The organism is Drancourtella massiliensis (assembly GCF_016900655.1).
GTDB lineage: Bacteria > Bacillota > Clostridia > Lachnospirales > Lachnospiraceae > Sellimonas > Sellimonas catena.
The window spans coordinates 81,596-95,688 of the sequence record NZ_JACJKH010000013.1 but is presented as its reverse complement, the minus strand read 5'-3'; the positions used below and the strand labels follow the sequence as shown (position 1 = coordinate 95,688).

The window sequence follows — 14,093 nt, the reverse complement described above, 5'->3', positions numbered from 1 at the left end:
TGGCCTTGAGATGTGGATAACGGCTCCAAAGGAGACGCTTGTTGTGCAAAATAGCCACAATAACATACTCTGGCTGAAAAGCAGGGATTTCTAAAATTTATTCTTTACCGCTGCAAAAACGAAATTTTACTTTTGCTGCCCGGAAAATGGTGATATAATGTAATATCAGGGCAAAGTTCCCTGAACACGAAAACAGGAAGTAAAAAAGATAAAATAGAACAAGCAGCAAAAGAAAAGGAGAACAAAAGTGGCAGAATTAACACCAATGATGCAGCAATATATGGAAACGAAAAAAGAATATAAGGACTGCATTTTATTTTATCGTCTTGGGGATTTTTATGAAATGTTTTTTGACGACGCACTGACGGCGTCCAAAGAGCTGGAAATTACTCTGACCGGGAAGAACTGCGGCCTGGAAGAGCGCGCGCCGATGTGCGGGGTGCCGTATCATGCAGTAGACAGTTACCTGTCCCGGCTGGTGGAGAAGGGATATAAGGTTGCCATCTGTGAGCAGGTGGAGGATCCGAAGCAGGCGAAAGGGATCGTGAAAAGAGAGGTCATCCGGATCGTCACTCCGGGAACCAACATCGATTCCATGACAAGGGATGAGACGAAGAATAATTATATCATGTCCATTGTCTATGACGCGGGAAGATACGGAATCTCTATTGCGGACGTTTCCACCGGAGATTATTTTGTGACAGAAACAGACAGCGAGAGCAAGCTGTTTGATGAGATTTATAAATTTTCACCATCCGAGATTATCTGCAACGAGGCGCTTTATGTAAGCGGGATTCAGCTGGAAGATCTGAAAAACCGGATGCATGTTGCCATTTCCTCTCTGGATGCCTGGTATTTTGACGAGGAACTTTGTAAAAAAGCATTGAAAGAACATTTTCAGGTGGCATCCCTGGAGAGCCTTGGGATCGCCGATTATGACTGCGGCGTGACCGCTTCCGGAGCGCTTCTTCAGTATCTGATCGAAACACAGAAGACATCCCTTGCCCACCTGACGAAGCTGACTACGTATTCCACAGGAAAATATATGGTGCTGGACAGCTTCACAAGGAGAAATCTGGAGCTCTGCGAGACTCTGCGGGAAAAGCAGAAGCGTGGATCCCTTCTCTGGGTGCTGGATAAGACAAAAACAGCCATGGGAGCCAGACTTCTGAGGAAATATGTGGAGCAGCCGCTGATTGATAAAGAGGAGATTACGAAACGTCTGGATGCGGTGGAGGAGCTTTTAAAGGAGGCAATTTCCAGAGAAGAGATCCGGGAATATCTGTCCTCGGTCTACGATCTGGAACGTCTGGTAGGAAGGATTTCCTATCAGTCGGCCAACCCGAGAGATCTGACAGCCTTCAAGGCATCTCTTTCCATGCTGCCGCATATTCGGACAATTCTGGGAGACATGAAGAGCCCGCTGCTTCAGAAACTGTATGACGATATTGATCCGCTGGAGGATCTGTGCAGCCTGGTGGAAAATGCAATCATTGACGATCCGCCGATGGCAATGAAGGAAGGCGGAATCATACGGGACGGTTACCATGAAGAGGTAGACCGCCTTAGAAAAGCAAAGACGGACGGAAAGACCTGGCTTGCCGAGCTGGAGCAGAAAGAACGGGAAAAGACCGGTATCAAAAATTTAAGAATCAAGTATAACAAGGTGTTCGGATACTATCTGGAAGTAACAAATTCTTTCAAAAATATGGTGCCGGATTACTATACAAGAAAGCAGACACTGACCAATGCGGAGCGTTACATTATTCCGGAGCTCAAGGAGCTGGAGGATCTGATCCTTGGAGCTGAGGATAAGCTGTATGCGCTGGAATATGAGCTTTACTGTGACGTACGAAACCGGATTGCGGATGAGATTGTCCGGATTCAGACGACGGCGAGGGCGGTCGCAGCGGTGGATGCTTTTGCCTCCCTGGCACTTGTAGCAGAGCGGAATCATTACGTGCGTCCGAAAATCAATGAAAAGGGAACCATTGATATCAAGGATGGAAGACATCCGGTCGTGGAGAAGATGATCCCGAATCATATGTTTATCGCAAATGATACATACCTGGATGACAAGAAGAACCGGGTGGCCATCATTACAGGGCCGAATATGGCCGGGAAGTCCACGTATATGAGACAGACCGCACTGATTGTACTGATGGCGCAGATCGGCTCCTTTGTTCCGGCTTCCCAGGCCAATATCGGGCTGGTGGACCGGATCTTTACGAGGGTCGGGGCATCCGATGACCTGGCATCCGGCCAGAGTACCTTTATGGTGGAGATGACTGAGGTTGCGAATATTCTTCGTAATGCCACGAGCAAAAGTCTTCTGATTCTTGACGAGATCGGAAGGGGAACGAGTACCTTTGACGGTCTCTCGATTGCCTGGGCGGTGGTGGAGCATATCAGCAATGCCAGACTGCTGGGGGCAAAGACGCTCTTTGCGACTCATTATCATGAGCTTACCGAGCTGGAAGGAAAGATCGACAGCGTCAACAATTACTGTATTGCAGTCAAGGAAAAAGGCGATGACATCGTATTTCTGCGTAAAATTGTAAAAGGCGGGGCGGACAGAAGCTATGGAATTCAGGTGGCAAAGCTTGCAGGCGTGCCGGAGACTGTCATCACCCGTGCAAAGGAGATTTCCGAGGAGCTTTCCGATGCGGATATTACGACGCGGGTACGCGAAATGAGCGTGCAGGGACAGGAGACGAAGGCAAAAGAAAAGCCGAAGAAAATGGATGTCGTGGACATGGCGCAGATGTCTCTGTTTGACACGGTATCGGACAATGATGTGATTGAAGAGATCAAGGGAATGGATATCAGCCGTATGACACCGATGGATGCGATGAATACTCTGTATCAGCTTCAGAACAAGCTGAACAATCGGTGGTAAGGAGGAACGATGGGAAAGATTCAGGTTTTAGATCAGGTTACAATCGATAAGATCGCCGCCGGAGAGGTGGTAGAACGCCCGGCCTCCGTAGTCAAGGAGCTGGTGGAGAATGCGATCGATGCCAGGGCAACCGCTGTGGAGGTGGAAATCGAGGACGGCGGAATTTCGCTGATCCGGATTGCGGACAACGGGACCGGGATGGAGCCGGACGATGTGCGGAATGCCTTTTTGCGCCATTCTACAAGTAAGATCCGCCAGGTAGATGATCTGATGCATATTTCCTCTCTGGGATTCCGCGGCGAGGCACTATCCAGTATTGCGGCAGTTTCCCGGATCGAGATGATTACAAAGGGGCGGGATCATGTTCTTGGAACCTCGTATCAGATTTCCGGTGGAAAAGAGATTTCCATGGAGGAGACCGGAGCGAAGGACGGAACAACCTTTCTTGTGCGCCAGCTGTTTTACAACGTGCCTGCCAGAAGAAAGTTCCTGAAAACCCCGATGACGGAAGCCAGTCATGTCAGCGATCTGATGACCCGGCTTGCCCTGTCCCGGCCGGATATTTCCTTTCAGTTTGTCAACAACGGGCAGGAGCGGATGCATACGTCGGGGAATGGCCGCTTAAAGGATGTGATATACCATATTTATGGACGGGAAATCACGGCCAGTCTGATCGAGATTTCTGTGGAAAATGAAGAGATCCGGCTTTCCGGATTTATCGGAAATCCGACCGTGACACGGGGGAACCGGAATTTTGAGACATTTTTTGTGAACGGACGATATATCAAGAGCGGGATTCTTTCAAAAGCAGTGGAAGATGCGTATAAAGATTTTACGATGCAGCATAAATATCCGTTTGTGGTACTGCATCTTGAAATTCTGGGAGAGGAGATAGACGTCAATGTTCACCCGACCAAGATGGAGCTGCGGTTCGGGCATCAGCAGGAAGTGTACCGCTTCCTGTATGAGGCAGTATCAAAGGCGCTGCACGGAAGAGATCTGATTCCAAGAGTCGAGGCGCCGGAAGCGCCGAAGGCTCCTGTGCCGGAACAAAAGAAAGAAATACCGGCAGCCGCAGAACCGCCTGTCAGACCGGAGGAAAAACCGGAAGCAAAGAAACCGGTTCCGGAGCCGGAAAAGAGGGATTTAAACTACTTTATGGAACGGATGAAGGAGCGGGTGACCTCCTATCATAATCAGTATGCATCGGCAGAGGTAAAAGACCGGAGCGATATTCACAAACCGGCCGTAGACAGCGGACGCATCCGGGAGGCGGTATCTTACCGAGCCAGAACAGAAGGGAAAAAAGACGAAATCAAGAACCAGAAGCCGGAACAGACGGCGGAGCAGCTTACGCTTTTTGATGAAAAGCTGCTGGATGAGGCATCTGTACCGGACTATCAGATCATCGGACAGGTCTTTGATACTTACTGGATTGTCCAGCTTCATGACAGCATGTACATTATCGACCAGCATGCGGCTCATGAGCGGGTGCTGTACGAGCGGACATTAAAGGGAATGAAGACGAGGGAATATACGTCTCAGTACATCAGTCCTCCGATTATTCTGGATCTGTCCATGCAGGAGGCGGAGCTCTTTCGCAGGTACATGGACCGGTTTACCAGAATTGGGTTTGAGATCGAGCCTTTTGGGGGAGATTCCTTTGCAGTGCGCGCAGTGCCGGACAATCTGTTCAGTGTGGCAAAAAAGGAACTGCTTATGGAGATGATCGACAGTCTTTCCGATGAGGTCAGTACGAACATGACGCCGGAGATTCTGGATGAAAAGATTGCATCCATGTCCTGTAAGGCGGCAGTAAAAGGAAATTCCAGACTGTCAAGAGCGGAAGTGGAGGAACTTCTAAAGGAGCTCCTGAAGCTTGACAATCCATATCACTGCCCGCACGGGCGTCCGACGATTATTGCCATGACAAAGAGGGAACTGGAAAAGAAATTTAAACGAATCATATAGATAGGGTGAATAAAAATGAAACGACCACTGGTTATACTGACAGGTCCGACGGCGGTAGGGAAGACAGCCCTTTCCATCGGGCTTGCAAAGAAAATCGTCGGAGCGGTCATCTCGGCGGATTCCATGCAGGTATACCGGTATATGGACATCGGTTCGGCCAAGATCCGCGCGGAAGAAATGGACGGTGTGCCGCATTATCTCATTGATGTGCTGGAACCGACAGAAGAATTTCATGTTGTGAAATTTCAGGAGCTTGCCAGACAGGCGATGGAGGAAATCTATGAGAAGGGCATGATTCCGATTGTGACAGGGGGAACCGGATTTTATATCCAGGCACTTCTGTATGATATTGATTTTACGGAAAGCAGCGAGGACACCGGTTACCGGAAAGAGCTGGCAGATTTTGCAGACCGGTACGGCGAGGAAGCGCTCCATGCAAAGCTGCGGGAAGTGGACGAACGGGCGGCTGAAGAGATCCATCCGAATAACCGGAAACGGGTAATTCGTGCGCTGGAGTTCTATCATCTGACCGGACAGAAAATCTCCGAACACAATGAGACGGAGCGGCAGAAGGAGTCACCGTATCAGTTTGCGTATTTCGTCCTGAACGATGAGCGGGAGAGGCTTTACGGGCGGATTGACCGGAGAGTGGACCAGATGCTGGAGGAGGGCCTGGTCGACGAAGTCCGGAAACTGAAGGATATGGGCTGTACAAGGGACATGGTGTCCATGAAAGGGCTTGGATATAAAGAGATTCTTGCTTATCTGGAAGGAGAGATCCCTTTTGAGGAGGCTGTCCGGATTTTGAAGCGGGATACGAGACACTTTGCGAAGCGTCAGATTACCTGGTTTAAGCGGGAAAGAGATGTGATCTGGGTCCCGAAGCAGGAATTTGATTACGATGAAACGAAAATACTGGAATTTTTACTGGAAAATCTAAGGAAAAGAGGAATAATACAAAATGGATCAGATGACAGGTCATAAGATGGATGAGTTCATAAAGGCAAAGTACGAGGAGGCAGGCATCTCGCGGAAGGTCTATGAGTTTGGGGCAAAGATTGAGGACTCCTTAAAGGAGCGTTTTGCAGCCATTGACCGGATCGCAGAATACAATCAGTTGAAAGTTGTCCATGCGATGCAGAAAGCCAGAGTGAATTCCGAGTGCTTTCAGTATGTATCCGGCTATGGCTACAATGACTTTGGAAGAGATACGCTGGAGCAGGTGTATGCGAACATTTTTCACACGGAAGATGCTCTCGTACGCCCGCAGATTACCTGCGGCACCCATGCCCTTGCCCTTGCGCTGGCTGCCAATCTTAGACCGGGAGATGAGATGATTTCCGTGGCAGGGAAGCCGTATGATACGCTGGAAGAAGTCATCGGAATCCGGGAGTCCAAAGGATCTTTGAAAGAATACGGCATCAGCTACCGCCAGGTAGATCTTCTTCCGGATGGAAGCTTTGATTTTGAAAAGATTGCAAAAACGGTGCGTCCGGATACCAAGCTTGTCACGATCCAGCGTTCCAAGGGATATCAGACGAGACCGAGCTTCTCGGTTGACCAGATCGGAGAGGCGATCCGTTTCATCAAAGAGCGGTTCCCGGATGTGATCTGTATGGTGGACAACTGTTACGGCGAGTTTGTGGAGCTGCAGGAGCCAAGCGATGTGGGGGCAGACATGGTAGTCGGCTCTCTGATCAAAAATCCGGGAGGCGGACTTGCGCCGATCGGAGGCTATATCGCAGGAAGAAAAGATCTGATCGAGAACTGTGCATACCGTCTGACTTCGCCGGGACTTGGAAAAGAAGTAGGTGCGTCCCTTGGAGTTATGAAGGACTTTTATCAAGGGCTGTTTCTGGCGCCGACTGTGGTCAAAGGAGCAGTGAAAGGAGCAATCTTTGCGGCTGGAATCTATGAGGAACTTGGTTTCCACGTCATCCCGTCCAAAGATGAAGAACGGCACGACATCATTCAGGCGGTAGAATTCGGAACTGCGGAAGGTGTGATCCGTTTCTGCCAGGGAATTCAGGCGGCTGCTCCGGTGGACAGCTATGTGACGCCGGAACCATGGGCAATGCCGGGCTATGACAGCGATGTCATTATGGCAGCAGGAGCATTTGTTCAGGGATCTTCCATCGAACTCTCAGCAGATGCGCCGATCAAACCGCCGTATGCGGTGTATTTCCAGGGGGGACTGACCTGGGAACACGCCAAATTCGGAATTCTGATGAGCCTTCAGAAATTAGTGGAAGCTGGTGTGGTAACGATTCAGTAAAGGAGCAGGCATGGAGAAAGTATTGGTGATCGGAGGGGGCGCCTCCGGCATGATGGCCGCCATTGCGGCGGCGGGGCAGGGTGCAGAAGTGACCATTCTGGAACAGAATGAGCAGCTCGGAAAAAAGATTCTGTCCACTGGAAACGGAAAATGCAATTTTACAAATATTAACCAGATACCGGGAGCCTATCGTGGAGAACATCCGGAATTTGCCCAGGATGTGATTTCCCGTTTTCCGGTGCCGGATACGATCCGTTTGTTTATGGAACTGGGACTTTACTCCAAAAACAAAGACGGGTATCTTTATCCGCACTCGGAACAGGCATCCGCTGTGCGGGATGTCCTTCTCATGGAGCTTCGACGTCTGCATGTCCGGATTGAGACATCGGTCTGCGTGGAGGAGATTCAAAAAGAAGGAAACAGTTTCCGGGTAAAGGCAGTAAAAAGCATTTTGAAGCAGGAGAAAAAAAGTAAAAAGCGTATGGTTCTTGTAAAAACCGGAGAAGAGGAAAAGGTCTATCTGACAGAAAAGCTGATTTTGACAGCAGGCGGACTTGCGGGAAGAGTACAAAAGGCGGACGGTACCGGAATGAGGCTGGCAGAGAGCTTCGGACACCGGGTCATTCCGTGTGTGCCGGCACTGGTTCAGCTGAAATGCCGGGAAAATTTTTATCCGTCTCTTGCAGGAGTCCGTGCGGGAGCAAAGATCGAACTTCTCTGTGATGGAGTTGTGGAGGCATTGGATATCGGAGAAATCCAGTTTACAGAATACGGGATTTCCGGAATCCCGGTCTTTCAGGTAAGCCGTTTCGCGGCGCGGGCTCTGGAACATAAGAAGACCAGTGTTGCAGCGGAGCTTGATTTCATGCCGGAATTTACAGAGACTCAGCTGGAAAGCTTTTTCATGAGCAGAATTCAGATGCGGCCGGAAAAGACGATGAATCAGTTTTTTACCGGAATCTTTCATGAGAAACTTGCGGCGGTGTTCCTGAAGAGGGCAGAAATCCCTCCAGAACTGAAAGTGGACAGGCTGGGAGATCAGAACCGTTACCGTCTTGCAAAGATCATCAAAGGATTTCAGACGGAAATTACCGGTACGAACGGCTTTGAACAGGCACAGGTAAGTGCGGGCGGAATTTCCACCGAAGAAATCTGCCCGGATACGATGGAATCACGTCTGATCCCGGGACTGTATTTTGCCGGGGAGATCGTAGATGTGGACGGCATGTGCGGCGGCTATAATCTGCAGTGGGCCTGGTCCAGCGGTCATGTGGCCGGCATCAGTGCTGCCGGAAAGGAGAGGCAATGTTAAGGATTGGACAACTGAAAATTAAAACCGGACATACAAAAGAGGAGCTGGAAAGAAAGGTCGAACGTGCTCTTGGCGTGTCCAGAGAAGAGATCCAGTCCATTGAAATCCGGAAGCGTTCGATTGATGCCAGAAAAAAACCGGAAATTTATTATGTATACACGGTTGATGTGAAGCTGACAAAAGTGAAGAAGGAAAAAGCGATTCTGTCCCGCAGAAAACTTAAGGATGTATCCGAAGAAAAAGAAACATCGTATGAGTTTCCGGCGTGCAGGGAAGCGTCTGAGATGAAACACCGGCCGGTAGTAGTAGGAAGTGGTCCTGCCGGACTGTTCTGTGCGTATCTGCTTGCAAAACACGGATACCGTCCGATTCTGATTGAGCGCGGGGCGCCGGTGGAAGAACGAAAAAAAGCAGTGGAGGCGTTCTGGGAGACCGGAGTGCTGGATACAAGGACAAATGTTCAGTTTGGCGAGGGCGGTGCAGGGACTTTTTCCGACGGGAAACTGAACACTCTGGTGAAAGATCCGGCAGGAAGAAACCGGGAAGTGCTGAAGATCTTTGTGGCGCATGGTGCACCGGAGGAGATCCTGTATGAGAATAAACCACATATCGGAACGGACATCCTGATTGATGTGGTACGCCGGATGCGGGAATCCATAGAGGATTCCGGCGGAGAATGCCGGTTTTACACAAAGCTGACCGGAATCAGCACCGGGGACGGCAGAGTGAAGGAAATCCGGATCGAAGAGCAGGGGAAAGAATCCCTGATTCCTGCGGAAGTGGTTGTATTGGCTTTGGGACACAGCGCAAGAGATACCTTTGCGATGCTGAAAGAGACAGGAGTATTTCTGGAAGCAAAATCCTTTGCGGTGGGCGTCCGTGTCGAACACCTTCAGAAACGGATCAATCTGTCCCAGTATGGTACGGAACAACATCCGGATCTTCCGGCGGCTGCATACAAGTTGACGGCAAAAGCGGAAAATGGACGAGGAGTCTATACATTCTGTATGTGTCCGGGAGGCTATGTAGTCAATGCATCCTCTGAAGAAGGCCGTCTCTGTGTCAACGGGATGAGTTATCATGGAAGAGAAGGAGAAAATGCCAACAGCGCCGTGATCGTGACTGTGACACCGGAAGACTACGCTGCAGATGGAAATCAGGGACCGCTTGCCGGAGTGGAATTTCAACGACATCTGGAAGAGCGGGCATATGAAGCAGGAAACGGAAAGATCCCGGTACAATGCTTCGGAGATTTTAAAAATGGCCGAATTTCCCATTCCTTTGGAGAGGTGCTTCCGCAGATGAAGGGGGCGTACTGCTTTGGCAATGTACGTGGAATTTTCCCGGAAGAGATCGCTTCTTCCATTCAGGAAGGGATCGAAGCATTTGAACAGAAAATTCATGGATTTTCCCGAGACGACACGGTTCTTTCCGGCGTCGAGGCAAGGACGTCCTCCCCGGTTAGAATTACAAGAGATGAAACGATGCAGAGCGTGAATGTTCAGGGGCTGTATCCATGCGGAGAAGGCGCCGGATACGCAGGCGGAATTACTTCGGCTGCCATGGACGGCATGAAGACAGCGGAAGCAGTGGCGAAGAAGTATCAAGCATTTTGCGAGTGATTTTCCTGATATAAAAATAGTCAGGGCAGTCAATTGTGTTTCTGTACACGATTGACTGCCCTGGTTTTTGTTACCGATAGCGTTTGAGCAGATGATTGTAAATAATTCTACCTATAACAAGTTGAAATATGAGATATGCACCTAAATATAACAATATTATGCCTGAATGAGTAATGATTTCCAGCTGACCTAATATGGAAAATACAACGATTGAAAAACAGATAACGATAATGCCATATACATACGCATAATGCCCTGATTTATCTCTCAGCTTTATATTTAATTCGTCATGCAGTTCAATCGCTTCTTTCTCTGATTTTTCTTGATATCTCTTTTTGTTTTCCGGTTTATTCCAGTAGAAATATTTAAAAATTATCATAAGACCGGGACCGATTCCTACACCGGCAAAGCCACAAAGCAAACTATCCAATTTTGTATTTGTGAATATTGCAATTAAAAGAAGAATCACACCGGCAATGAGATATATAAAGCCGGTTATCAAATTACTCTTTTTCATTCTCTCCACTCCTTTCATGGATGAATATGTTCTCAATACTTTCGCCAAAAAAATCAGATATGACAAAGGCTAATTCCAAAGATGGATTATATTTGCCTGTTTCTATCGAACTAACCGTTTGTCGAGAAACTTTTATCGCTTTTGCAAAATCTTCTTGATTCATACCTAATTTTTTCCTTAACTCTTCGACTCGATTTTTCAAGCAGTGAATCCCTCCTTTTGACAAGGTACCTTTACAATTTGATTATACCTGCCTTGCGAGAAAATGTCAAGGTTCCTTTACAAAAAACGGACCCCGAAGAGTCCGTTTTTACAGTATAATCCAATATGCCTGTTACGTAAGACGTGACACGCCTTCTTTTGCTTTTTCAAGATCCTCTTTTGCACAGCCTTCCGTATCATATCTGGCTTTTTCGTAGGCCTCGTGCAGCTGGTCTGCGCCAGGATTCTGAGAGAGGCTGGCAAGCGCTTCGATCTGAGACGGGGTCATGGATCTTGACGGCGTCTTTCCGGAACGAAGCCGGCGGCGTATGGACCGATAATACAGTTTCCGTATCCGCCCTTCCGTACTGCGGTCAAAAAAACGGAGTTTGTCTCCGGAGGAAGTCCGTTTCACTTTATTTCGCTCCATTTTCGGAGAGACAAATTCCCTTTTGTCCAGTTCTGTCCCTTCGCGCCTGGATGTCAGCTTCCGGTAAATCGCAACAAGCAGCAGAACCAGAATTGCCGCGATGGAAACGACAGCGATAATCAAAAACAGATACTCGAGTATCTGGGCGAACCAGGAAACATTTTGGGAACGGGGCAGATTCTGGAGAAACGGCTCTGTTTCCTGAGTTATGATCTCTTCTTCCGGTGCAGACCCTTTACGAAGCAGCAGCTGAAGAATCCATCGGATGACAGCCACAAAAACTGTTTTAACCGCATCAATGACATTACGGTAAGGAAGATGAACAAAAAGGAACATGCATCCGCCTGTCAATATCAGAAATCCGGTTAACAGCAGAGTGTTAATCAGATAGATCTGTCGCTTCGGTACATGAGAAACATCTTTGTTCATTCTCATATAATCATATATTCCCTGCTGGTTTGTGTGAATCAGCACGGAGAAGATATCCACGACAAATACGGCATATGCACAGTCGGCAAAAAAGGGATCTTTTGTATAGTAGTTGACCAGACATAAAACCCCTGCTGCGGCCAGGAGAATCACATGAAAGACCGCAAGAGAGTGACGGCAGTAAAACTGATATAACTTATTCAATGCGTGACACCTCCCATTTCATGGAGACCGCATGAGGGCAGCGGTCCTGGAGAAATTCCATATCATTGTGAAGCGGAGCAATCCACTGGGAACCTTCGGACTGAAGGCAAAGCTGGTCAAAAGTCCGGAGAAGGCGGCTGTTCTGAGAATAGGAAATCAGAAGATAAAAATCCGCCCCGTGTGTAACAGACAGTTTTTCGGCAATCAAAGGCTCCAGCTCCGGCAGATCCTGCGAACGGTCGCTGAGTCTTGCAAGCCCTTCCTTGAGTGTACGGATATGGTGTGTTCCGGCTCCGGCGGGAAGAACCAGCGTCTGCTTCGTCATTGCATCGATCCCGTTGGTGATCAGCTGTACCGGAATCCCTTCTGCCAGAAGAAGTTCCGCATAAGAGGCGGCCAGACGAATGGCGTTTTCGAACAGGCGCTCCGAGTGCCAGCTGGAATCATCGGCAAGATTCAGAAAAATGGTAACCTGACGGCTGGCCGTGTAATCGTGTACATTCACCATCAGTTCTCCGGTCTTGGCAGATGCCTTCCAGTTTACCGCTTTCATGGGATCATACTGCTGGTACGGCCGGATGCCGCGGAATTCAAAAGGATCTTCAAACGCGGAATTCCGGGTGAGAATTGTTCCCATCATTTTGCGGAAAGGCGCTTTTAATTCCGCGAATGGAACCGGTTTCGGGTATACATACAGGGAAGTATCCACCGCTCTTGAAATCACGGATTTGTTCATGAGGAACAAATCAAAGGAGATCAGATCCAGATTCCAGACCTGATAGCATCCCCGTTTTGTCGCAGTAAACGGCAGACTCCGTGAAATTTTCTCATAGGACATGACGGAGAAAATGTCGTTCCGATAATTATTGTCCGTCGTTGCAGTATTTTCCGCTTCCGAAAATTTCAGTTTCCGGCTGACCGAAAATTTTACCTGAAGTGTGGTGAGAGGGAGCAGCTTGCGGTTTGTGATTGTCTCCAGAAGACGGGAAGCGTCTCCTTCATTGACCGCATGATCCTGAAACCGGATCTGGCATTCCAGACCTCTCATCCAGTATTTTTTGTAATAGACTGCCTGCAGAATATAAAGTAAAAGGACTGCAAACAGAGTTGGCAGGATGATCATATTATTTCCCCCACTCTTCCGTTGGTAATTCGGTCTGATCCAGAATGCCCTCCAGGAACCGTTCTGCTGTCCGGTCCAGAATATGGCCTGACGGGAAGACAAGGCGGTGTGCGAGAACCGGAACAGTCAGTGTCTTGATATCTTCCGGAACGATGTAGGAACGGCCCTGCACCATGGCATAGGCACGCACGGCGCGGAGAAGAGCCAGAGTACCACGCGGGCTTACCCCTGCCAGACAGTCACCGGAAGTACGGGTGGCATGCACAATACGGGCGATATAATCAATCAGCATCGGATGGATACGGATATCCAGATAGTCTTTCTGAAGCTCGATGAGTTCTTCGGCCGTACAGACGGAGCCAAGTTCTGTCAGAGGACTGGACGTCAGGAAACGCTCCATAATGGCACATTCCTCCTGAACACTTGGAAGTCCCATGGAGAGCTGCATCAGGAAACGGTCCAGCTGTGCTTCCGGAAGAGGAAAAGTACCGGAAGTCTCGACCGGATTCTGGGTCGCAATAACAAAAAACGGGCGGTCAAGAGGATAAGTGACACCGTCCACGGTCACCTGGCGCTCTTCCATACATTCCAGAAGTGCGGACTGAGTTCTTGGCGTAGCACGGTTGATTTCGTCCGCCAGAAGAATGTTGCAGAATACAGGACCTTTCCGGAATGTAAATTCGCCCTCCTTCTGGTTATAGTAATTCAGTCCGGTTACATCAGATGGAAGAAGATCCGGTGTGAACTGAATTCTGCTGAATTCCGCGTCGATAGAACGGGCCAGAGACTTCGCCATGACCGTTTTTCCGGAACCAGGGACGTCTTCCAGAAGGATATGACCTTCTGCGATAATGGCAGTAAGAATCAGGTCTGTCAGCTTTTCCTTTCCAACCAGGACTTTTCCGATGTTTTCCCGGATTGCATTGATTTTTTCGTTTCGGGTTTCTGTGTTCATGTCAATAACTCCTTTGTTCAGATTATAGCTAAGGATTATTATAACATGTAATGGAGGGAAAGGTACTGTTATGAACTGATTTTTTCTTTTTGCATTATATAAGATTTCGTTTTTATGACTGTTATTTGCGGGAGAAGTTTTTAAACATGGAAAGG

11 protein-coding genes are annotated in these 14,093 nt (G+C 48.7%); 6 read left to right on the top strand and 5 right to left on the bottom strand.

What is annotated here, in order from left to right; genetic code table 11:
- Positions 1-265: 265 nt before the first annotated feature.
- Genes mutS through H6A32_RS08785 form a run of 6 tightly spaced genes read left to right on the top strand, consistent with a single transcriptional unit; the run spans position 266 to position 10,079 of the window.
- Positions 266-2,899 (top strand): DNA mismatch repair protein MutS, encoded by a 2,634-nt coding sequence (mutS, locus tag H6A32_RS08810; RefSeq protein WP_204864157.1) that lies wholly within the window; start codon positions 266-268, stop codon positions 2,897-2,899.
- A gap of 9 nt (positions 2,900-2,908) precedes the next feature.
- On the top strand, positions 2,909-4,870 hold the full coding sequence (mutL, locus tag H6A32_RS08805; RefSeq protein WP_087168904.1) for a DNA mismatch repair endonuclease MutL: 1,962 nt from the start codon (positions 2,909-2,911) through the stop codon (positions 4,868-4,870).
- Positions 4,871-4,885: 15 nt separating this feature from the next.
- Complete coding sequence (miaA, locus tag H6A32_RS08800) at positions 4,886-5,854, top strand: tRNA (adenosine(37)-N6)-dimethylallyltransferase MiaA (RefSeq protein ID WP_204864152.1); 969 nt, start codon at positions 4,886-4,888, stop codon at positions 5,852-5,854.
- Positions 5,832-7,145, top strand: coding sequence for an aminotransferase class I/II-fold pyridoxal phosphate-dependent enzyme (locus H6A32_RS08795; RefSeq protein ID WP_330677598.1), 1,314 nt, complete (start codon positions 5,832-5,834; stop codon positions 7,143-7,145). Before miaA ends, H6A32_RS08795 begins: the two co-directional genes overlap by 23 nt.
- A gap of 10 nt (positions 7,146-7,155) precedes the next feature.
- Entirely contained in the window at positions 7,156-8,457 is a 1,302-nt protein-coding gene (locus H6A32_RS08790) for an NAD(P)/FAD-dependent oxidoreductase (RefSeq protein ID WP_087168902.1), read from the top strand.
- On the top strand, positions 8,451-10,079 hold the full coding sequence (locus H6A32_RS08785; protein WP_204864151.1) for an NAD(P)/FAD-dependent oxidoreductase: 1,629 nt from the start codon (positions 8,451-8,453) through the stop codon (positions 10,077-10,079). Before H6A32_RS08790 ends, H6A32_RS08785 begins: the two co-directional genes overlap by 7 nt.
- 70 nt (positions 10,080-10,149) lie before the next feature.
- Here H6A32_RS08785 and H6A32_RS08780 read toward each other — a convergent pair whose 3' ends face one another.
- The 5 genes from H6A32_RS08780 to H6A32_RS08760 all read right to left on the bottom strand — a co-directional run bounded on the left by H6A32_RS08780 (position 10,150) and on the right by H6A32_RS08760 (position 13,938).
- The gene (locus H6A32_RS08780) at positions 10,150-10,596 is read right to left on the bottom strand and encodes a hypothetical protein (protein WP_204864150.1); all 447 of its coding nucleotides are present in this window, start codon (positions 10,594-10,596) and stop codon (positions 10,150-10,152) included.
- Positions 10,583-10,798 carry a helix-turn-helix transcriptional regulator gene (locus tag H6A32_RS08775; RefSeq protein ID WP_138372670.1) on the bottom strand — a complete coding sequence of 72 codons (216 nt, stop codon included), beginning with the start codon at positions 10,796-10,798 and terminating at the stop codon, positions 10,583-10,585. Before H6A32_RS08775 ends, H6A32_RS08780 begins: the two co-directional genes overlap by 14 nt.
- 132 nt (positions 10,799-10,930) lie before the next feature.
- Positions 10,931-11,860 carry a hypothetical protein gene (locus H6A32_RS08770; RefSeq protein ID WP_191436449.1) on the bottom strand — a complete coding sequence of 310 codons (930 nt, stop codon included), beginning with the start codon at positions 11,858-11,860 and terminating at the stop codon, positions 10,931-10,933.
- Positions 11,853-12,983 carry a DUF58 domain-containing protein gene (locus H6A32_RS08765; RefSeq protein ID WP_204864149.1) on the bottom strand — a complete coding sequence of 377 codons (1,131 nt, stop codon included), beginning with the start codon at positions 12,981-12,983 and terminating at the stop codon, positions 11,853-11,855. Before H6A32_RS08765 ends, H6A32_RS08770 begins: the two co-directional genes overlap by 8 nt.
- Position 12,984: 1 nt before the next feature.
- Entirely contained in the window at positions 12,985-13,938 is a 954-nt protein-coding gene (locus H6A32_RS08760) for an AAA family ATPase (RefSeq protein ID WP_204864148.1), read from the bottom strand.
- Positions 13,939-14,093: the final 155 nt, after the last annotated feature.